Source organism: Wandonia haliotis, from assembly GCF_039523435.1.
Lineage (GTDB): Bacteria > Bacteroidota > Bacteroidia > Flavobacteriales_D > Crocinitomicaceae > Wandonia > Wandonia haliotis.
Map to the genome: position 1 here is coordinate 972737 of NZ_BAAAFH010000022.1, position 20881 is coordinate 993617.

The 20881-nt window shown below is 39.8% G+C and carries 19 protein-coding genes; 11 read left to right on the plus strand and 8 right to left on the minus strand.

Annotation, left to right across the window (positions count from 1 at the left end):
- Positions 1-96: 96 nt before the first annotated feature.
- The 3 genes from ABDZ97_RS16895 (at position 97) to ABDZ97_RS16905 (ending at position 5299) form a co-directional block, all read left to right on the plus strand.
- Complete coding sequence (locus ABDZ97_RS16895) at positions 97-672, plus strand: uracil-DNA glycosylase family protein (RefSeq protein WP_343791018.1); 576 nt, start codon at positions 97-99, stop codon at positions 670-672.
- A gap of 176 nt (positions 673-848) precedes the next feature.
- Positions 849-3989 (plus strand): N-acetylmuramoyl-L-alanine amidase, encoded by a 3141-nt coding sequence (locus tag ABDZ97_RS16900; protein WP_343790665.1) that lies wholly within the window; start codon positions 849-851, stop codon positions 3987-3989.
- A gap of 47 nt (positions 3990-4036) precedes the next feature.
- Complete coding sequence (locus ABDZ97_RS16905) at positions 4037-5299, plus strand: acetyl-CoA hydrolase/transferase family protein (protein WP_343790668.1); 1263 nt, start codon at positions 4037-4039, stop codon at positions 5297-5299.
- Between the two features lie 16 nt (positions 5300-5315).
- On the opposite strand, the gene ABDZ97_RS16910 is transcribed toward ABDZ97_RS16905, so the two are convergent.
- Entirely contained in the window at positions 5316-5990 is a 675-nt protein-coding gene (locus tag ABDZ97_RS16910) for a hypothetical protein (protein WP_343790671.1), read from the minus strand.
- A 57-nt stretch (positions 5991-6047) separates the two neighbouring features.
- Entirely contained in the window at positions 6048-7169 is a 1122-nt protein-coding gene (locus ABDZ97_RS16915) for a choice-of-anchor L domain-containing protein (protein WP_343790674.1), read from the minus strand.
- Positions 7170-7293: 124 nt separating this feature from the next.
- Between ABDZ97_RS16915 and yihA the strand changes: the two genes are divergently transcribed.
- The gene (yihA, locus tag ABDZ97_RS16920; protein WP_343790677.1) at positions 7294-7908 is read left to right on the plus strand and encodes a ribosome biogenesis GTP-binding protein YihA/YsxC; all 615 of its coding nucleotides are present in this window, start codon (positions 7294-7296) and stop codon (positions 7906-7908) included.
- A gap of 3 nt (positions 7909-7911) precedes the next feature.
- A complete protein-coding gene (locus tag ABDZ97_RS16925) occupies positions 7912-8352 on the plus strand; it encodes a YqaA family protein (protein WP_343790680.1) in 441 nt (146 codons plus the stop codon).
- Here the strand turns inward: ABDZ97_RS16925 and ABDZ97_RS16930 are convergent.
- Genes ABDZ97_RS16930 through ABDZ97_RS16940 form a run of 3 tightly spaced genes read right to left on the minus strand, consistent with a single transcriptional unit; the run spans position 8349 to position 10570 of the window.
- A complete protein-coding gene (locus ABDZ97_RS16930; RefSeq protein ID WP_343790683.1) occupies positions 8349-9539 on the minus strand; it encodes a sensor histidine kinase in 1191 nt (396 codons plus the stop codon). The two genes, ABDZ97_RS16925 and ABDZ97_RS16930, sit on opposite strands and share 4 nt — an antisense overlap.
- A 2-nt stretch (positions 9540-9541) precedes the next feature.
- Positions 9542-10102, minus strand: coding sequence for a suppressor of fused domain protein (locus ABDZ97_RS16935; protein ID WP_343790686.1), 561 nt, complete (start codon positions 10100-10102; stop codon positions 9542-9544).
- Entirely contained in the window at positions 10103-10570 is a 468-nt protein-coding gene (locus ABDZ97_RS16940; protein ID WP_343790689.1) for a DUF6495 family protein, read from the minus strand. It abuts the gene before it with no gap.
- A gap of 96 nt (positions 10571-10666) precedes the next feature.
- Here ABDZ97_RS16940 and ABDZ97_RS16945 point away from each other — a divergent pair, with 96 nt between their 5' ends.
- The 6 genes from ABDZ97_RS16945 to ABDZ97_RS16970 all read left to right on the plus strand — a co-directional run bounded on the left by ABDZ97_RS16945 (position 10667) and on the right by ABDZ97_RS16970 (position 15989).
- Positions 10667-11134, plus strand: coding sequence for a MarR family winged helix-turn-helix transcriptional regulator (locus tag ABDZ97_RS16945; protein ID WP_343790692.1), 468 nt, complete (start codon positions 10667-10669; stop codon positions 11132-11134).
- Positions 11135-11400: 266 nt separating this feature from the next.
- Positions 11401-11874, plus strand: coding sequence for a GNAT family N-acetyltransferase (locus tag ABDZ97_RS16950; RefSeq protein ID WP_343790695.1), 474 nt, complete (start codon positions 11401-11403; stop codon positions 11872-11874).
- 2 nt (positions 11875-11876) lie between these two features.
- Positions 11877-12956, plus strand: coding sequence for an alanine racemase (locus ABDZ97_RS16955; RefSeq protein ID WP_343790698.1), 1080 nt, complete (start codon positions 11877-11879; stop codon positions 12954-12956).
- 74 nt (positions 12957-13030) lie between these two features.
- The gene (locus ABDZ97_RS16960) at positions 13031-14008 is read left to right on the plus strand and encodes an OmpA/MotB family protein (protein WP_343790701.1); all 978 of its coding nucleotides are present in this window, start codon (positions 13031-13033) and stop codon (positions 14006-14008) included.
- 237 nt (positions 14009-14245) lie between these two features.
- On the plus strand, positions 14246-14560 hold the full coding sequence (locus ABDZ97_RS16965; protein ID WP_343790704.1) for a hypothetical protein: 315 nt from the start codon (positions 14246-14248) through the stop codon (positions 14558-14560).
- Between the two features lie 103 nt (positions 14561-14663).
- The gene (locus ABDZ97_RS16970) at positions 14664-15989 is read left to right on the plus strand and encodes a sigma-54-dependent transcriptional regulator (protein WP_343790707.1); all 1326 of its coding nucleotides are present in this window, start codon (positions 14664-14666) and stop codon (positions 15987-15989) included.
- Here ABDZ97_RS16970 and ABDZ97_RS16975 read toward each other — a convergent pair.
- The 3 genes from ABDZ97_RS16975 to accC all read right to left on the minus strand — a co-directional run bounded on the left by ABDZ97_RS16975 (position 15986) and on the right by accC (position 20869).
- Complete coding sequence (locus tag ABDZ97_RS16975) at positions 15986-18427, minus strand: ATP-binding protein (RefSeq protein ID WP_343790709.1); 2442 nt, start codon at positions 18425-18427, stop codon at positions 15986-15988. The two genes, ABDZ97_RS16970 and ABDZ97_RS16975, sit on opposite strands and share 4 nt — an antisense overlap.
- 113 nt (positions 18428-18540) lie before the next feature.
- Positions 18541-19419, minus strand: coding sequence for an alpha/beta hydrolase fold domain-containing protein (locus ABDZ97_RS16980; protein ID WP_343790712.1), 879 nt, complete (start codon positions 19417-19419; stop codon positions 18541-18543).
- Positions 19420-19531: 112 nt separating this feature from the next.
- Entirely contained in the window at positions 19532-20869 is a 1338-nt protein-coding gene (accC, locus tag ABDZ97_RS16985; protein WP_343790715.1) for an acetyl-CoA carboxylase biotin carboxylase subunit, read from the minus strand.
- Between the last annotated feature and the right edge of the window lie 12 nt (positions 20870-20881).

A 20881-nucleotide genomic window follows, 5' to 3' on the forward strand; every position in this document is an offset into this window, starting at 1 on the left:
GGTAAATAGACCTTTTTTTTTAGTAGACACAGGATTCTGTTGAGGGAATACTTGTTTATATTTGGTGTTGATAGAAAATCGTTGGTTGACACGATGATAAATCCTTTATTACAAGAAATCCGGCAATGTACAATTTGCGCTTCATCTCTTCCGTTGGGACCTAACCCTGTTGTGTCAGCCCACTCCGACAGCAAGATTGTTGTAATAGGTCAGGCTCCCGGTAGTGTGGTACACCAGACTGGAGTTCCATGGGATGACGCCAGTGGCAATCGTTTACGGGACTGGCTAGGAGTAACTGAAGATGTTTTCTATACTCCTGAAATTTTTGCCCTCATTCCTATGGGATTTTGCTATCCGGGAAAAGGAAGATCAGGAGATTTACCACCCCGCCCTGAATGTGCCCCTAAATGGCACGGTGAGTTATTGAGTCAAATTCATCACCCACAACTTATTTTACTTATCGGTACTTACGCTCAACAGTACTATTTGGGAAACCGACGAAAAAGTACGCTCACTGAAACGGTGAAAAACTACATGACCTATTCTCCGGATTACCTCCCCTTACCTCATCCTTCTCCACGAAACAATATCTGGTTAAAAAAGAATCCCTGGTTTGAAAGTGAAGTAATTGATTCCCTTAGACATCAGGTAAAATCGATTATTAACAGTTAAAATGGTTCTTCATAAAAAGTTAACAACAGCCTAAACCATCTGATTTAAAAGCACTTTCTGTTAAAAATAAGTTTTCAATCAACTCTACAAGTTAAATTATTTGACTTGTATATATGCATTACCCTATATTTGTTTCACCTGCCACTATTTAGTAATACAAAAAAAAAGCGTAAACTATGATTACTAGAGTACTACTATTCTTTTGTTTCCTGATCAGTTCAGGATTATACTCTCAGAAACTTCTTCATCCGGTTGTTGCAGATATTTCGGATAAAATGAATTGTCCTGCAGAACGCTATACAGCAACTCAACTACAGGCGGATACAGAATACCGGTTCGAACTACAAACCGGAAGTGCTTTTTCCTGTTTTGGAATCGGTTGGAAAACAGAAGAAAATACGGATATACCTGCCAGTTTATTCGCTTTCCGCTACAGAACCCGACTCTCTGGAAAAGAATGGTCAGACTGGTTAAGCGGTGATGCTGATTTTACACCAAAAGAAATCCCTTCGGGACATTACAGAACGGATGCGTGGTTCACACATGACGCTACTTCACATCAGGAAATCGAGATTGTTTTTTCGGCACCCGTGCCTATTACAGAAGTTATTCTTGACATTTTTGATGGCAATGCTTTTAAAGAATCATCCATCGAAGGATCTGTTCAGGTTACCAAATCCACTCGCGCAGCATGTCCTGAATTCCCCTCAATTATTACGAGAAGTCAATGGTGTGGGGGTTCTGCACCCTGCGGAAGTGTTCTGGCCGGATATACTCCAACCACAATTTCTCCGACGCATGTTGTGATGCATCACGGAGCATCCCCGAATACCTATACAGATGGGCAGGCAGTTGTCCGTTCTTACTGGAATTATCATGTCAATTCAAACGGATGGTCAGACATTGGTTACAATTACCTGATTGACAAGTATGGAAATCTGTATCAGGGACGTCATAACCCAAATCTCCCTACAACCGACGTACGGGCAGCTCACGCCGGAAGTGCAAATAGCGGATCGATAGGAATCAATTTTCTAGGAAATCTTGATGTGTCTATTGCTACTACGGCTCAGCTACAAAAACTCTATGAACTTCTTGCCTGGTGGTTTGACTACCGGGGAATTAACATTTTGGGTAGCTCGGGTATGACAACGCAAACAAACGGATGGCAAATTCAACCCCACTTTACCACCCATAACGCAATCGGGTCTACTTCCTGCCCTGGAAGTGATATGATTTCCCGTATGCAGAGTATCCGGGAGGCAACACAAGCCATTATTGACAATTGTTCGGATAATATTCCTCCTTCAACTGTTGCTTCTACAAACTATGATTGGCGAGGGGCAGACTTCTATGTCGGTTTTCAGGACGAAGATAATGCTAATGGAAGTGGGATAGATGAACGATACGTACAAGTACTCCACTACAACGGCAATGAATGGCGCGCAAAAGCCAGTTCCGGACAATTCAATGACAACTTTGATAATTCCATTCATTCGGACTGGACCATTTCATCCGGAACCTGGTCAATAGCGAGCAATAAAATACTACAAAGTAATCAGTCTACCAGTAACTCTAACCTATACGCTTCACTGACACAGGATAACACACAAGCCTATATGTACCAGTGGCAAATGAAACTATCCGGCACAGGAACAAACCGAAGAGGTGGTTTACATTTTTTTGCTGATAATGCCACCCTGACAAATCGGGGGAACTCCTATTTAGCCTGGTTCAGAGCAGATGACAATGCTTTTCAGCTGTATAGAGTGGAAAATGACGTGCTATATACGGTTGTCAATACTCCCGTTACGATTAATGGTAATACTACTTACGATTGCACAGTAACGTACGATCCCGCAACAGGAGCTATTCGTGCATTTCTTAATAATGAACTTGTCGGAGAATATATTGATAGTAACCCTTTTCAATCCGGACAATACATCTCCCTTCGTAACGGGAACTCAACTATGGAAGCAGACAACCTAAAAGTAAGAACCTCCCGTGGAGATGAAATTTTTGTTACAGTCGGAGCTTCATCCGGTAATCAGGCTCTTTATGAGAGCCCTACTCCATCTCAGGATGCCTGCAGAATTAATACGGTGGTTAAAGATGTTACGAATAACTGGTCTGCGCAGTATGCCAAAAATATTTACATCGACTGGACACCTCCCCAAACACAAATTGGTTCTACTTCAACAACAGCTTCCGGAGATATTGTTGTGAATTTCACAGATTCGGATAACACAAACGGAAGTGGAGTTGAAAGAAGATTCTATTCCGTTGCAGATTATAACGGAAGTCAATGGAGGTCCAATACTAACCGGGGCTATTTTACAGAATCGTTTGACAACCATATCCACACCGACTGGACCACACATACCGGAAGTTGGGCTGTCGTAAGCAATAAGCTGGTTCAATCTGATGAAAGTAGTAATAACACAAATATCTATGCTTCATTAAATCAAACGCTGTCTAACCGTTACCTGTACAGCTTTGATCTGACCATAGACGGAACAGGAACAAACCGTCGTGCAGGATTCCATTACTTCTGTGACGATCCGGATACGGAAAACAGAGGGAACTCCTACTTTATCTGGTTCCGTATCGAATCACAACGATTAGAATTCTACCGCGTTCAAAACAATGTGTTCAGTCAGGAAAAAGTAATTCCCTGCAACTTTGCAGGAGGAACAACCTATAAAACGGATGTCGTTTATGATAGGATCACAGGAGAAACCTTTGTTTATCTCAACAATAAACTGGTCGGTGAATGGCAAGATCCCAATCCGATCTCATCTGGTAATTATATTTCCTTCCGAAGCGGACATAGTAAAATGACCATTGATAACTTCCGGACTTTCCGGACTCGTTATCCTTCAGCAACACTTACTACCGGAACGATGCAATCGGACATTCGTTACGAAAGTATTTCCAGCCCGACAGGAAGAGTTAGTTCTGTAGTCATCGACTCAGCTCATAATCTATCTTCAGTTGCTCAGGAGGATTTGTTTGTTACCTGGTCAGGTTTTTTCCTCACAGCAGGAGAAGAGGAAATGGCTGCTTTTGATGTCAACATTTACCCGAATCCTTCCAGTGGTGATGTAACGGTTGAAATCCACAGTGATACTCCGGAGGAGGCTGCCCTTCTTTTATTTGACACCAAAGGCACACTTGTTTTTGAAAAACAGGAAGCCATTCGTTCGGGAAATAATACGATTTTGCTCCCTCTGGAATCAGATCTTCCAAAAGGAATGTATTATCTGATCGTACAAACTCCTTCCAAAAAAATGACATTCAAACTGATACGGGAATAGCCATTATAAACAGCTTCAGAAGAGAAACATTGTCTATCTTTGGAGATATGACAACAACAGCAGAAGAAGCCGTAAAATACATAAAAAGTAACGACAACGTCTTTATTCATTCGGCAGCTGCCGTGCCTTCACATCTGGTAAAGGCAATGACAGAACGTGCACAAGAATTACGGAATGTATCTATTTACCAGATCCATACGGAAAATGAAGCGCCTTATGCAGACCCGAAGCTGTCAGAATCATTTACGATAAAGGCACTTTTTGTAGGTTCGAACATACGTGCAAACATTCAGAATACACACGGAAGTTATATTCCTATTTTCCTGAGTGAAGCAGCTTCGCTTTTCAGAGAGAAAATTGTACCGCTTGATGTGGCTTTGATTACAGTCTCTCCGCCGGACAAACACGGATACTGTTCGATGGGAACTTCTATCGACATTTCACTTGCTGCTATGCAATCAGCAAAAATTGTCATCGCACAGGTGAACGAGTTTATGCCACGCACTATGGGAGATGGAATTATTCACGTTGATACGATTGATTACTTCGTTCATCACAATGCTCCGCTCCCGGAAATTGCCGATCATGGATCGCAGGAAGAAGTAAACACGATCGGAAAGCACATTGCCTCTATTATCGAAGACGGATCAACTTTACAAACAGGAATCGGTGCTATTCCTAATGCTGTTCTGGCTTCGTTAGGTGGACATAAGGATCTGGGAGTGCATACCGAAATGTTTTCAGACGGACTTATCCCGTTAGTTGAAAAAGGAGTTATTAACGGTCGCTTCAAAAGAAAATTCCCCGAAAAAATTGTTGCCTCGTTTGTTGTCGGTTCCCAAAAATTATATGACTTTCTGGATGATAATCCAATGGTGCATATGTTAGACGCTGCCTATGTCAATAATACGGCGGTTATTCGAAAACATCCCAAAATGGTAGCGATTAACAGTGCTATCGAAATTGATCTTACAGGACAGGTTTGTGCGGATTCCATCGGAAGTAAAATATTCTCGGGAGTTGGTGGCCAGATGGATTTCATACGCGGAGCATCCCTTTCCCCCGGCGGAAAACCAATTATTGCTATGACATCCACAACACGCAAAGGAACTTCCAAGATTGTTCCTTTCCTTAAACAGGGTGCGGGCGTTGTAACAACCCGGGCACACATTCATTATGTTGTAACCGAGTATGGAGTTGTTAATCTTTTTGGAAAAACGATAGAAGAACGTATAAAACTACTTATCAGCATCGCCCATCCGGCACATAGAGAAATGTTGGAAGAATCTGCAAGGCTGTTGTTAGGGTAGTTGTAAGTAAATCAGGCTAATTTGTGATAAATAGCTCGTATTCGTTGGCTGTCATTCCGGTTGATTGATACGGTACTATCTCAATCGTATCAAGATCACTATCCTGAAATATTCTTTCCATTGTTTCGAGGTCTACTGAACCTGATTTCAGATGCGGATAATAATACAGTGTTCCATTTTTCCTGATAACCAAGTTACTTTTTAGTTCTATCGAGTAGTAATTAACATAATCCGGTAAATTTTCTGTCAGACGGAATGTGCTATTGATTATCGTTTCCGTATCAACACATCCATGCTCATATATTTTGAATTCTATTTCATCAGGAAATTCAACAGGTTTGGTCAGGGGAATTTCAAAACTGATATCCGTTGAATAACAATCCGGTGCCCCACAATCAATTCCATGAAGATCGAAAGGTAGTTTAAAAGAAATATTATCTCCTTTGGGATTGACAAGCCCTCTAATGTATAATTCCTGAAGCAAACTTGCCTTCAAATTTTCATTAGGTTTAGATGCTAAAAGTACTTTTCTCAAAGAATCCTGGCTTTTTTCAAACAGTAATTGGGGATCAATTTCAGCCTCAATATCATTATGATCCGTTTCTATTTGATGCTGCAAATTTCCTCTCATTCCTCCTCCGGAAGAACAGGAAAAAAGAATACTGCTCAACAATAAAACTACGTATTTCATACTCGTATGGTCTATCTGTAATTGTCTCCAACTTTCTTACTCATCTACATAGAATATTTAGTTAACAACTATACGTTCCACAAACCTATCCGTTGATGTACTCACCTCTAAATAATATACTCCCTTCTCTTTTTGCATAAAATCTATCTTGTTTTGTCCCTCAAACAGTGATCCTGTCTGTATGACACGACCTGAAGCATCGATAATAGCATAACTAGAATTTTGTACCCCTTTTAGCAAAACAGTAAATTCTCCGTTTCCCGGGTTTGGATAGACTGCAACCTTTATATCCTGACTATTTTCCCTTGTTCCTGCCGTTTCTATAGTATTTGTTCTAATAAACAGACCTGAATCATAAACCCCATCTCCAACATCTGCAATAGCAATTGTCAAAACATACTCTTCCCCAATTACGAGAGCAGCATCTGTACTCAACACATTTGATAAACCATTATATTGCAAGAATCCTGCATTAACACTGTAAGGATAAGTACTCCCATCTCCATTTTCACGATAAAACACTACATTTTCCTGCCAATCCGGATCAACCTCACTACAAAAAGAAGCATTAGAATTAAGTGTTTCTCCAACCTCCCCGGAATTAACTGCATTAATACTAACCGGGATATTTTTTCCCGGTATCAGTGCAATATTCTCTTTTCCTAAATACCCTGGACCTTCTAATAAAATACCAAATACATCATTAAACTGGGAACAAACATAGGTTGGATATTCTTCTGAACCGAAAACATACTGTAAAGGTAAAATCGTATCCGTAGCGATAAATGTAAGTTGCAGAACAGCAGCATTATAGGTAGTTGCTTCAGTTAAAAATTCAAAAACCTCATGACCGCCAGTCCCGTTATCAATTCCTGACATCTCTTCATCATTTGGTCCATGAGGCCCTCTCCTCATAGAATTAATTTCTTCATCCAAAACTGTACCCGTTGTTAGAATTATTCCTTCCTCCAATAAAACATTACTACCATTTGCCTTAAAAAAACCAATCGCATTTGCAGATCCTGAATATTCTACATCAATGACTTCCATCCCCGGCCAACTTATTACATCTTTACATAAATCTTCCAGGTTATACATTGTTGTTGTATATAGCTGCCCAACTGAAATAAAACTCAAAAAAACAAATAGAAACAAGAAATTACTACCAAGTTTAGTCATACCTACCTTTTTCAATTACCCCACAAAGATAACCAATCCTTTTGCCTTGTGTTTTTGATTATTCCGCAAAATAGAAGGTATTCACGTATCAAAAATCCTAACTTTGTAAAAAATTCGTGTACCCATGAAAATTAAGTCTGCTAAGTTTGTTATCTCCAATACCAAACCGGAGAATTGTCCGAAACCCGATATGCCCGAATATGCATTTATTGGTCGTTCAAACGTTGGAAAATCTTCATTGATTAACATGTTAACGGAGCAGAACAAACTAGCCAAAACTTCAGGAAGACCCGGGAAAACACAATTAATCAATCATTTTCTGATCAATGACAACTGGTATCTGGTTGACCTTCCCGGATATGGTTTTGCAAAAGCTTCAAAATCCGAACGGAAAAAATGGGAGGAGTTTATTCAGAAATACCTGAACACACGTGAGAATCTGATCACAACATTCGTACTGATTGACAGCAGATTGGAACCTCAGAAGATTGACCTGGAATTTATGGAATGGTGTGGAATCAAAGGAATTCCATTTGCAATGGTGTTTACAAAAATTGACAAACTTTCCAGCTCTGCACTTCAAAAAAACATGGCTGCTTATAAGAAGGAAATGTTAAAAGTCTGGGAAGAAATGCCTCCCGTTTTTTCTACTTCTTCGGAGTCTGCTTTCGGAAGAGAAAAACTTTTGAATTATATTGATCAACTCAATGAGAATATCGGAAACGCTTTCGGTAACTAATTGATGACTCCCGAATATTTAAGTTGGGGACTGGCAGGATTGTTTTTCATGACGTTTCTGGCAGCTACGCTTATACCACTCGCTTCTGAAGCTGTTTTTATCACTTACCTCGTCCTGGGGTACGATCCCATAGCTGTAATTTTTGTGGCTACTGCCGGGAATTCAGGAGGAAGCATTCTCAATTATTTCATCGGAAGACTGGGAAACCCCAGGTGGATCAAAGTTTTCGGAAGTTCCGAAATAAAACTTGCCTCCTTTCGCGAACGAATTGGCAGATATGGTCATTGGACTGGACTCCTCTTCTGGTTACCCATTATCGGCGATCCGCTAACCTTAGCCATGGGTTTCTTCAGAACACGTGTCGTACCGTCTTTTTTGGTAATAACAGGAGTAAAGTTATTGCGTTACGTTGTACTTTGGCTAATCTGGGTTTATTTTTCCTAATCTTCCAGTTTCGTAAGCGTAAATTCGTAACGACTGCCTTCACGATGTAGCTCTCCTTCCATCTGATCGGTAAGAAGTTCTATCAGCTCCAGTCCGAAACCAAAATGAGAACTTTCCTTCCAGTTACCTGAATCCGAATACATCAGGGTAAATCTCCCTCCTTCGCTATCTTCTATCCGAATCTCAATTTCTCCTTCCGTTGAAGTCAGAAAAGCATGCTTAAAGGAGTTGGTCAAAAGTTCATTGAGTAATAATCCAAGAGGAACAACCGTTTTCGCTCCTGTTTCGTGAAGTTGACAGACAACTTTCACATTAATATCTTTAGACACATCCCGTGATAAACGAACGATATCATTCACAAGATCATTGATATAAATTCTCAAATCCGAGCTTGAAAGTGCCTTTTCATTATACAGCTTATCGTGTACCAGCGACATGATCATAATTCGGTTAATTGCATCCGAAAAATTCTGACGGCTTTCTTCAGAGCTCAGATCATCCCGCTGCATTTTCAACATACTTACAATAATCTGCAGATTGTTCTTTACCCGGTGATGTACCTCTCGCAGCAAAAAAGAATTGGTTTCATTCTTCCGCATCAATTCCTGATTGATTTCAATTAGTTTATTCCTGGCATAATCCTGAAAAATGAGGTGTTGGTGAATCAGGTAACCAAAAACAAGAACTGACACTACTACTTCAATCAACAACGCTAAAACTTGTGTACGGCTATGTAGTATCAATGCTTCAATATTCGCATTCAAACCAAAAAGAATAAACCAAACTAACAATCCGATATGGTAGATCAGGAAGAAAACACCTGCTTTTTTCCCGGATCCGACAAAAGCAAAGGTCACAATACAAATCATCCAGATCAGATCCGCATAATGCAGAATCTCCTGAACATAAATGGTCGACACGGAAACGATAATACTTGCAGAAATGTTAAAAATCCAGTACGCTGCTTTATAGAATCCACTGCATTTGTATAGAAGTAATAAGGTCATCAGGGAAACCAAAAACGACCCTATGTAAAAACTCAGCATCAACGGATTTCCATCCAGATAAAAAAGAGAAAGTACAGCAAAAATGAATACAAAAACAACATTCAACCTCCATACAAGGAGAAAACGACCTTTTTCATAAAAATCCTGAAAATTGGCTGTTTTTGGTGTAAACAAGGACATAATCAGAAAATAAAATATTTCTTTCTAACCGCAGAAGTTCTGAAATCATCCAATACCTCCGAATGCCCCTTTTGTCTGAATTTATCTTCCAGTTTGAACGTTCCCTTTGCTACTTTATAATCAAATTCATCCTGAAACAATGGAATAACAGCGAGGTATTTCTTTCCTTCCAATTGACCTTTAAAAAAGGAAATTGTGTCAATCGGTTCCGAAAACATAAAATAGGTTTGTTTCATGGTTTCCGAAAGAGGCTCAGGCGGATTTCCCGCCGCTATAGTATGGCCATGATCAAAAAACGTTTTATTCTTCACCAAATAATCTGAAAACCGAAACAACCAGTTGATCACCCAGTTAAATCTGGGGTTCTCCCGTTCCTCCAGTGACCAATAAGACGGCAAACAAAAGAAAAGTTCAAAAGATTTTTCTTCCTCTACTCCCTGATTTTTCAAGACTTCTGATAGTCCACTTGTAGCAAGAATTCGAAAATCTCTTCCCCCTTCCCAGTTAATTAACTGCAAATCCACTCCGTTTTTCGATTCAATATTTTTTATCTCAAGCGCCATTTATTCTACCATTTTAAGTACTGCTTCAAAAAATACTGCAGAAGACTTCAAACAACCTCTCTCTGTCATTTCAAACAATTCCTCCTCCCGTTTTTTACCATAAGGTTTACTTTGTCGAAAAGAGACAATTTTATCCGCATGAGATTGTAAACTCGTATGAATACTATCAGTTGTGGAAAAATCTACCTCTGGAGATTCGCTTCGAAGACCAATCAGATTAATAGTATCCTTCTCACAAGAGAACAGTAATAATTGCTTCGGACTCCTGTGTTCAAGATGCGTGATCCGCTCCATTAATTGTGAGAAAACGCTTTCGGAAAACAACCGCACTAACTCTATTGCTTTCTCCGGTTCATTTTTATTCAAACGCTCCCAATCTTCCGCACTGACACCGTTGATTATTAGAAACTGTTTCAATTCATCCTCAAAGTGGATCAATTCATCCTCTTTCAGCATTCTGTATCGCATACTGCAAAGGTAGGAAAGTTTTGGATTGAAAAATTTGTACTTTATTTGTACACAAAAATAATTTTACCTCAAATAAATCTGAAAATGATCTGATTCATGAAGAGCACTGATATCTTATTAAGCATCCGGAAAATAGTACGTACCGTTCACCTTGAAAGTAAACGGATCGACAAGCGCTTTGGTGTAAGTATACCGCAATTACTTTGTCTTGGATTTCTTCAGTCTCAACCCGAATTCAGAGCAACTCCCAAGCAAATCAAATTATTCCTTCAGCTCAACGCCAGCACTGTTACTGGAATACTACAACGCCTCACGGCTAAAGGACTTGTCCACAAAATTGATAACCCCGCTGATAAGAGAGCTCCGTTTATCACATTATCTGTATCGGGAGAAAGACTTCTGAATAATTCTCCTGAGCTTATCCATGAAAAAATTGCACGTAAACTGGAGAACATGACCCCTGAAAAAGTGGACGAATTGCGCAAAGCTCTTGAGCTTATTGAACGACTCATGGAAGTAAATGACAGTGAAGACGAAAATGAGATCGGCCCCTTGTATGTTTAACAAAAATTAGGACAGAAACATCTCGTTTACTTACTGGTTATCTGAATCAAATTTGGAAAATACGTTTTCTTTCACTAATTTTGTACGTGTACAAACAAAATATTGTAATTAAATGTCCAACAGGAAAAGTAAACAAAACTCAAATTCAAGATTAAACGCAAGAATAGGAAAAACCAAAAAAGCACCTAAACTCTCTGAAAAAGCTAAAAAGCATCACGAGAAATTGTGGCGACTAACAAAATCAGGCTGTATTTAAAATCAAAACTATGAATAACTCAGGAGTGACCAATGAGTTACAGGTCGACTATGAGGTTCTTCACCAGCTAAGTGTTCCTACCCTTTTAGAAATGGTAGAAATCACTGGTTTTCTGTCCAGTCAACTTGGAGAGTATAGTGACACTCCTGAATTTATCCAATCCAGTCTCGAATATGCATTTAATAAAAGTGCAGGTTCGGGAGGTTTTGCCATACTTGCTAAACACAAAGGAAAACTTATCGGAGCAAGTGTTGTAAACACGACCGCAATGCGGGGATATATCCCTTCTAATACGCTCGTTTATATCGCCGTTCATGAGGACTTCAGAAACAAGGGAATTGGTACCCGTATTCTGAAAAAAACACAACGGCTGGCTAAAGGCGGACTCGCTCTTCATGTTGAGCCGAATAACCCCGCCAGAAAATTATTTGAAAAAACAGGTTTTAACTACCGCTATCTCGAAATGAGATACGAAAATGAATAACCGTGGCTCAGTTTATTCTTAACAAAACTGCACTCCGGTGCAATTACGAATATCTCAAAACTCTTTTTGAGAAAAACAATATACAATTTGCGATCGTTAGTAAACTTCTATGTGGAACCAAGTCTTTCCTGAAAGAACTAGTTGACTTAGGTGTACAGGAAGTTGCCGACTCAAGAGTTACTAATCTCGAACGCATTAAGAAGATCAATCCGGATATCCGGACGATCTATATTAAACCACCGGCAAAAAGATCAATACGGAAAATTGTTCAATATGCTGATGTTTCCTGTAACTCGGAATTACAAACTATTCTCTGGTTAAATGAAGAAGCCAAACGACAAAATAAGATTCATAACGTGCTTATTATGATCGAAATGGGTGATCTTCGGGAAGGAGTCATGGGCGACGACCTTATGAGTTTCTATGCTTCCATTTTCGAACTGGAGCATATTCATGTCATTGGTCTGGGAACGAACCTCAACTGTCTGCATGGCGTCATGCCCTCGAGTGACAAACTGGTACAACTGGGGTTATACAAACAACTCATTGAATCTAAATTCGGACAGAAAATAGAGTGGGTCTCAGGCGGTACCTCTGTCGTACTTCCTTTGCTGTTCAGGCAACAAATCCCCGCTTCTAACAATCATTTCAGAATTGGCGAGACGTTGTATTTCGGAAATAATCTCTTTACCGGTGAAATCATCCCTGAAATGCGTAATGATGTGTTTAGGCTGAAAGCAGAAATTATTGAAATTACAGATAAACCAAAGGTTCCCTTCGGAGAATTAGCTACCAATCCGAGTGGAGAACAGTTTTCCTTCGAAGAAGAAGACTATGGGCAGACCGTTCACCGTGCAATCGTTGATATCGGAATTCTGGATGTGAACCCAGATTTTCTGTTCCCTATTAATCCGAAGATCAAAATAGGAGCAGCGAGTTCGGATATGCTTGTTGTAGAGATCCCTGCAGATCCGGGATACGCAATCGGAAGCACTATTGAGTTCCGGGTTGAATATATGGCTGCTTTACGCTTGTTAAACTCTTTTTATATCGAAAAAATTGTTGTAGAAGATCCTTCCTGATATTTTCCCGCTAATCCGCTCTTGTTTCATCTCTTTTTGAGTACTTTTAAGCAGAATCAAAAAAAGATAAAACAGTGAAAAATAGTGTATTCATTTTATCTGCTTCCTCTCTGTTGTTCTTAGGTTCCTGCGGGACCGTATACAAATGTGGGGAAGATCGTCCGGAAAGGTTTGCTGCGGGCAATCGGTTAATGGCGGTTGTAGAAGAACGGGATCAATTATGTGATCGCATTTCGGGCTATGAAAGTGAGAACAAGCAATTACAGGATTCTGTACTAACTCTTAATGAAGAAATAGCCTCCCTTTCCTCCCACAATAGTGTTCTCAAAAATACAATTCTCGATCTTGAGGAAACCAATCAACAATTAACAGAAGAAAACCAAACACTTACCAAAGAACAAATTCAACTACAAAAAGAATATTCCAATTTATTCACGGATAGCTATACTCAGGCCCACTTGTACAACGAGCGTTTGAAAGTGAAAGAACAGGAATTATCCAAAAAAGAACAATTGCTTCTGGAACGGGAAGCGGCTATTCGCGAACTACAGCAAGAACTTGCCCGACAGGATTCTATTGCAAAACGCATGAATGACATCCTCAGAAATGCTTTGCTCGGATTTAATTCAGATGAACTTACCGTAGAGATTAAAAACGGCAAAGTATATATCTCCATGTCTGACAAACTCCTTTTTAAGTCAGGAAGTGCCTCTGTTGAGAACAAAGGTCAGGAAGCTTTAGGAATTGTTGCCCGTGTATTAGAAAAAAATCAGGATTTCGACATTCTTATCGAAGGACACACAGATAACGTACCCATCAAAACAGCTCAGTACGCAGACAACTGGGATTTAAGTGTCGCTCGGGCAACTTCAATTGTACGTATTCTTGCCGGCAAATACAATCTGGATCCTAAACGGCTTACCGCTTCCGGAAAAGGAGAATTCTCCCCAAGAGCATCCAATGAAACTACCCAGGGAAGAGCACAAAATCGTAGAACCGAAATTATTCTCTCTCCGAGACTCAATGAACTTATGGAACTTCTGAATGAGTAAATTCATAGTATAACTGCCCCAGTTTTCGGGGAATATCTCTACAAACTGTGGAAAATTTCCACAGTTTTTTTGTTTTTATAAAACACTTCCCTCTTATACCAAAAACAATAACACACCCACAAAAACTTATAAAACAATAACTTACAAGAAAAGAACTATATTTTTCCTGTTATTCCACTTTTTTATGGCACGGTTTTCTCACTATGGTAAAGCGTAAACATTTAAAACATTATAGTTATGAAAAAGTTGATTATAGCAGTAGCAGCGGTAGCTCTAACAGGAATTTCTTATGCAACAGTAAACACAAACACTGAAGCGATTACAAACGAGGTACGTATCATGGAAGAAGAGCAGGATAAAACTCCAGTGAAAGCTGAAGAACTTCCTGAAGCAGTGAAAAAAGTTCTTTCATCCGATGCGTATGCCGGAACAACAATAAAGCAAGCTTTCCTTGTACAAGGTGAAAAAGCGTACTACGAAGTAGAGCTTGTAAAAGAAGATGCCTCCACAATGACAGTGAAGCTTGATGAGCAGGGGCAGGAAGTGAAGTAGGCAGTAATAGTGTGTAGAGTAAGATATTTTCCTAAAATATCTTAAAGAAGGCTGGCATTTGTCCAGCCTTTTTTACTTTTATAGTACATCCAAATATTGGTCCGTGAAACAAATATTACTTATTGAAGACGACGTTACTTTTTCAACTATTATTTCGAGCTTTCTCAAAAAAAAGGGCTTTGAAGTAAAAGCTGTTTCCGGTATACAAAAAGGATTAGAAGAGTTAAAGAACGAACGTTTTGATCTCTTACTACTCGATTATCGACTTCCTGATGGAAATGGTCTTGAACTTATCCGCGAAATGGGAGGAGAAATTCCTTTTACTCCGACTATAATCATTACCGGATTCAACGATGTCCGCACAGCCGTTAAATCTATTCAGTCTGGCGCATTCGAATACATAATTAAACCCGTTAATCCGGACGAATTAATGATGGTTATTCAGGCTGCGCTCAGAAAAAAAATCGAGGTCCGAAAACCGGAACCTTCCGTTTCTCAATCCATCATTCAGGGAGAAAGTAAGGTTTCAAAAAAATTGTATGAACACGTTAAACTGGTAGCTCCTACAGAACTGTCCGTAATGATTATCGGAGAGAGTGGAACAGGGAAAGAGCATATCGCACGGTCTATCCATGACCAGAGCAACCGCGCCGGACAGCCTTTTGTTGCAGTCGACTGTGGTGTGCTTTCAAAAGATCTTGCAGGTAGTGAATTGTTCGGGCATGTAAAAGGTGCTTTTACGGGTGCATTAACGGACAAAAAAGGATTAATGGAAGAGGCGAACGGAGGAACTCTCTTTCTGGACGAAATCGGGAATCTCAGTTATGATGTGCAGGTAAAACTGCTTCGCGTTATTCAGGAACGAATTATTCAGCCTCTGGGTAGTTCAAAAACAATCCCTGTAGATATCCGTCTTATTACCGCGACGAATGAAAATCTGATGCAAAAAGTCGAAGAAGGTGATTTTCGGGAAGATATTTACCATCGTATCAATGGCTTCAAAATTCAAATGCCACCTTTGCGTGAAAGAGGTACTGATCTCGATCTTTTCATTGCTCATTTTATTCAAATGGCAAATTCTGAATTGAATCGTGAAGTACAGCTGGTATCTCCTGAAGCACTGGCAACATTGAAACGATACGACTGGCCGGGAAACCTGAGAGAATTAAAAAATGTAATTAATCGTATGGTTCTGTTGAGTACCTCTACCTTAATTGGTCCGGAATTAATACCTGATGAAATGTTGTTTGCTCTCCGCCAACAAGAACAGGAAACAGATTTAAAGCAAACGCAGGAAAGTACGGAAAGAGAAATGATTATTCAGGTGCTTGAACAAACCCGCTATAATAAATCAAAAGCTGCCCGACTATTAAACATTGACAGAAAAACCCTTTACAATAAGATGGAGAAATATGAAATTGACGGTTAATTAACTTTCATTATCTGAAAAGTCAGTTCCTTTAGTGCCATAACTCTATGTTTTAGTTGTTCATCCGTCAGGTACCTTTCTTCTGCTTCTAATACACGGAACTTTCCTGCCAGTTCTTTTAATCCCATCTGTGCGCAACGTCCGGCCAGGCGATGAACCAGTAACAGAATATCTTCCCGCTTCTTTTGGGAAAGAGCCGTTTCCAACCCGTTCAAATCCTGTCGGGTATCCTCATGAAATTGTTGAATTACCTGCTCCAGTTCCTCTTCGCTACTCAACATTTCACGAAGGGCGGATAATTCAAATTTCTCTGTGTTATGATCTCTATTTTCAAGTACAGCGTACAGTTCGTCTGCTGTAAATGGTTTTAAAACAATCGCATCAAAACCACTTCTTAAAACAATATCTTTTTCTTCCGGTAATACCTGGGCAGTGAGAGCAACAAGTCGCACCTGATCTGTTCTTTCTCTGATAATCCGACACAATTCAATACCACTCATTCCCGGCATTCGTATATCAGCCAGAATCACATCAGGATGCGCTGTAGTTAACGCCTGTAATATATCTTCCGGTGAACTGAAGAATCTTGCCCTACCTACTCTGTTCTCCAACAGTTTCCTACACAGATTGAGAATAAACGAATCGTCATCAATTACCCATACTTCCAAATCTGAATCCGTGATCTCGTTTTTCACCTTTTCTTCAGGCACATCAATAAGTTCAGCAACCCTTACGTACAATTCGATACTAAAACAACTCCCCTCACCCGGCTCACTTTCGACTTCCACTTTTCCTTTCATTTGACGCACCAGCTGACTGACAATACTCAACCCTAATCCGGTTCCCGAATGTACTGAAGCATTATCCAGTTGTTCAAACTGATTGAAAATTCTGTCTTTATCATCCGGCTTCATGCCCACTCCGGTATCATATACCTGTAAAAGCAATTTGGCAGACCCTGGTCCGGTCTTTTTAATGGTAACGTCAAGACCAATTTCTCCCTTCTCGGTAAATTTCAGCGCATTACTCAAAAGATTAATGAGGATCTGACGCAGTCTGAAAGGATCAGAGAGGATACCTTTCTTTTCATGCTCATTCTTATATGTACATCTCCATTCTATACCCTTCTGTTCACATTGCAATCGCATCCAATCATCTAGTTCAGTAATGATTTGCTCAGGATTTATCTCTTTTTCTTCTATTACAAGGCGGTTAGAGATGATCCGGGAATAATCCAGAACTTCATTCACAACCTGAAGTAAGTGTTTCGATGACTGATAAATGGCTTTGGTATGCTCTTCCGGTCGTTCTTTCATAACCAGTTCCGAAAAACCAATAATTGATTGCAGAGGAGAACGTATCTCATGACTCATATTTGCCAGAAATCGTTGTTTGGCTTCACTATGAAAGTCTGCACGTTTCTTAGCTTCTTCCAGTTCTTTCCGATAGCTGTTCATTCGGAAAATATCACGGATTACCAAAGTTATTAGTAAAAAGGTAAGTATGGTAAAAAGCATCATTAGGCCCCGGTTGAATCCAATGGTATCACGGGCAATTTCAATAGACTCTTTCCGATCCTCCGCCATCAGGCTTTCATTTTGTCTTTTCACATCATCCAGTAGCTGCATCAAACCGCCGTATACAGTCTCATTACTGGTTATCAATAAGTGTTCTTGCTTATTCAGATAGTTCAGATTAAACATCCGCTCCTTTTCCGCTTCTTCAAACGACACGCGAATAGTTTCAAGAATACTATCTCTTTGATGTGTTGTTGAGAGTGTATCCACCTGAACCTCTGTATACTCCTCTACCAGAACTTTTGGTTCCTCTATCTTTTCTTCTGTCTTTTTCTTTCTCTTAAATAAACCTTTTTTCTCTTCTTCGAGCTCAGGCAGAGTATAATCATACGTCAAAGTTTTTGTCCGGGTTGTTGTTGTAACAATATTACTGTCTATTTTGAGCTTATTCTTTTCTACTTCTTCCGCCAGTGCCTCAAACTGCCGGTCTACTATTCCATTGTGAATATAGCTGTAACGCGTTTTCAGATATCTCTCAAATAATTTTTCACGAATACGGAAAAGGGAATCAATTTTCAACAAACGATCTAACTGCTCAGGTTGATTTTGAAATGCGTCTGTTAACTTATCCAGACGGGCGTAAATCTCTTTCAATTCTTCCGAAAACTCATCTGAAATGTCTCTTCTCCCAGATAATGCTTCCTGACGATACATATCATTCAACACCACCATTCTGTCTCTGAGAGCAATGAGGGAATCCTGTCTGGAGTCCGGCTCGGTCAACCGTTCAACGACATCATTCATACGATGAAATGCCTGCCGGTTCACCAACCATAAACTTAAAGAAAGCGTAAGTACGAACAAAAAAGCTATTGCTAACTTACCGCCAACGGATTGTATAAAATTTCCCTTTTCCCTCAAAAACTAATTTTACCTTAAAAATAGAGCTTTAGAAGAAGAAGTTTTCCCAAAAAATGCAAAAACAACTCATTTTTGAAAAAAAACGGGCAGAATTTTAGAAAAATCGGGGATTATTAATGGATAAAATGATTCGTAATAAAACTGATGATTTTTGTCTGGTAATCATTAGCATTCGTAGTATTCCAATTCCCGTGACCTTCTCCTGCATATAATGTCCATTCATTATACACAGAGACATCTGACAATTTATCGTGCAAAATGGTTACTTGCGTTGCCGGAACCAGAGGATCCTGGTCGCCATAAAAAGACAAAGTCTTAGGAGCGTTTTGTGTAATGTGGTATACGGGACTTACTTCCTGGTACAAAGCAGGGTTCTCATCGTAAGTTACAGGTCCCACCAGACTGATCAGCCCATATTCAAAATCAGGTTCACTGGTATAAGAAGGATCTGTAAAATCAGCCGGACCAACCGTATTACAAATTGCTTTTATGTACCCCTCATCATCAAACTTATATGCGTATAACATCGCCAGATGACCTCCTGCACTATTCCCCAAAAAGCAAATCTCATGCGAAAGATCATATTTACCACTAAAAATAAACTGAATGGCCTTTTCTACATCGTTTATTTGCTTCGGATATCCCGGACTACTATTCGTAGCTAATCTGTAGTTCATATTAACAATAGCACAATCCGGATACACAAATTTCAACGCATTAAAGGTACTCTGGAAGTTTTCTTTATCTCCTGCACTCCATCCTCCACCATGAATGAGGAAAAAAACCTGCGTACTTTCTGCAGAGCGATTTGCCGGCAGATATATATCCATTACCTGCTCCGGATCAGATCCGTAGGCAACATCGGTTAAGTCATACGAAACTGTAGGGTCCAACTGTTCCTGAACCGGTTCTTTTATGACCTCTTCTTCCTTTTTACAAGAGACTACAAGCGTAAATGAAAGAACCGCAAGTAACAAATAATAGCTTCTCATTTCGAAGGTTTTGGTGAATGTATTCAAATGTACAATAAATTTATTGATACCAATACAAAAACAAAAAAGCGGGATATCTACTGACATCCCGCTTTCCTTATACTAAATTATACTATTTATAATCAAACGTTTCCATAAATTTAGTAGTAAAGTTTCCTTTTCGGAAATCTTCATTATCCATTAGTTTTTTATGGAAAGGGATTGTGGTTTTTATCCCTTCGATGATATACTCGTCAAGAGCACGTTTCATTTTAAGGATAGCTTCTTCTCTTGTTTGCGCCACTACAATCAATTTTGAGATCATTGAATCGTAGTTTGGTGGAATTGTATACCCAGCATACACGTGCGTATCTAAACGAACTCCATGTCCTCCCGGGGAGTGGTATGAAGTAATCTTACCTGGAGAAGGGCGGAAATCATTTTCCGGATCCTCAGCGTTAATACGACACTGGATGGCATGCATCTGCGGATAGTAATTCTTACCTGAAATTTTCTCTCCTGCTGCAATTTTGATCTGTTCTTTGATCAGGTCAAAATTGATTACTTCTTCCGTAATGGTATGCTCAACCTGGATTCGTGTATTCATCTCCATAAAATAGAAGTCACGGTTTTTGTCCACAAGGAACTCTACCGTACCAACACCTTCGTATTTCACAGCTTTAGCAGCCTGAATGGCAGCTTGCCCCATTCGCTCACGCAGATCATCTGTCATGAAAGGACTTGGAGTCTCCTCTACCAATTTCTGGTGACGACGTTGGATAGAACAATCACGTTCCGAAAGATGACAGGCATTTCCATATTGGTCTCCGGCAATCTGGATCTCAATGTGGCGTGGCTCTTCAATGAACTTCTCCATGTAGATCCCGTCATTACCAAAAGCAGCTCCTGCTTCCTGACGTGCTGAATCCCATGCTGCTTCAATATCCTCTTCTTTCCAAACAATACGCATTCCTTTACCACCACCACCGGCAGTAGCTTTAAGAATGATCGGATATTTAATCTCTTTTGCAACTTTCTTGGCATCAGCAAGATCCTTCAATAATCCCTTTGATCCTGGAATACAAGGTACTCCGGCTTTAATCATGGTCGCCTTTGCCGTCGCTTTATCTCCCATACCGGCAATTTGCTCGGGAAGTGCACCGATAAACTTGATTCCATGCTCCTGACAAACTTTCGAAAACTTCTCATTTTCCGAAAGAAATCCATATCCGGGGTGAATAGCGTCTGCATTAGTTATTTCAGCAGCTGCAATGATATTAGGAATAGAAAGGTAAGATTGTGAACTTATTGCGGGACCGATACAAACTGCTTCGTCTGCAAACCGAACAGGCAAACTGTCCTTATCTGCAGTTGAATATACTGCAACGGTTTTGATACCCATTTCTTTACATGTTCTGATAACACGTAAAGCTATTTCACCTCTGTTGGCAATTAATATTTTTTTAAACATAGTGAATGACGT

Coding starts and splice junctions, on each gene's coding strand:
- ABDZ97_RS16900 (WP_343790665.1), top strand. CDS start 849: ATGATTACTAGAGTACTACTATTCTTTTGTTTCCTGATCAGTTCAGGA.
- ABDZ97_RS16905 (WP_343790668.1), top strand. CDS start 4,037: ATGACAACAACAGCAGAAGAAGCCGTAAAATACATAAAAAGTAACGAC.
- ABDZ97_RS16910 (WP_343790671.1), bottom strand. CDS start 5,990: ATGAAATACGTAGTTTTATTGTTGAGCAGTATTCTTTTTTCCTGTTCT.
- ABDZ97_RS16915 (WP_343790674.1), bottom strand. CDS start 7,169: ATGACTAAACTTGGTAGTAATTTCTTGTTTCTATTTGTTTTTTTGAGT.
- yihA (WP_343790677.1), top strand. CDS start 7,294: ATGAAAATTAAGTCTGCTAAGTTTGTTATCTCCAATACCAAACCGGAG.
- ABDZ97_RS16925 (WP_343790680.1), top strand. CDS start 7,912: ATGACTCCCGAATATTTAAGTTGGGGACTGGCAGGATTGTTTTTCATG.
- ABDZ97_RS16930 (WP_343790683.1), bottom strand. CDS start 9,539: ATGTCCTTGTTTACACCAAAAACAGCCAATTTTCAGGATTTTTATGAA.
- ABDZ97_RS16935 (WP_343790686.1), bottom strand. CDS start 10,102: ATGGCGCTTGAGATAAAAAATATTGAATCGAAAAACGGAGTGGATTTG.
- ABDZ97_RS16940 (WP_343790689.1), bottom strand. CDS start 10,570: ATGCGATACAGAATGCTGAAAGAGGATGAATTGATCCACTTTGAGGAT.
- ABDZ97_RS16945 (WP_343790692.1), top strand. CDS start 10,667: ATGAAGAGCACTGATATCTTATTAAGCATCCGGAAAATAGTACGTACC.
- ABDZ97_RS16950 (WP_343790695.1), top strand. CDS start 11,401: ATGAATAACTCAGGAGTGACCAATGAGTTACAGGTCGACTATGAGGTT.
- ABDZ97_RS16965 (WP_343790704.1), top strand. CDS start 14,246: ATGAAAAAGTTGATTATAGCAGTAGCAGCGGTAGCTCTAACAGGAATT.
- ABDZ97_RS16980 (WP_343790712.1), bottom strand. CDS start 19,419: ATGAGAAGCTATTATTTGTTACTTGCGGTTCTTTCATTTACGCTTGTA.
- accC (WP_343790715.1), bottom strand. CDS start 20,869: ATGTTTAAAAAAATATTAATTGCCAACAGAGGTGAAATAGCTTTACGT.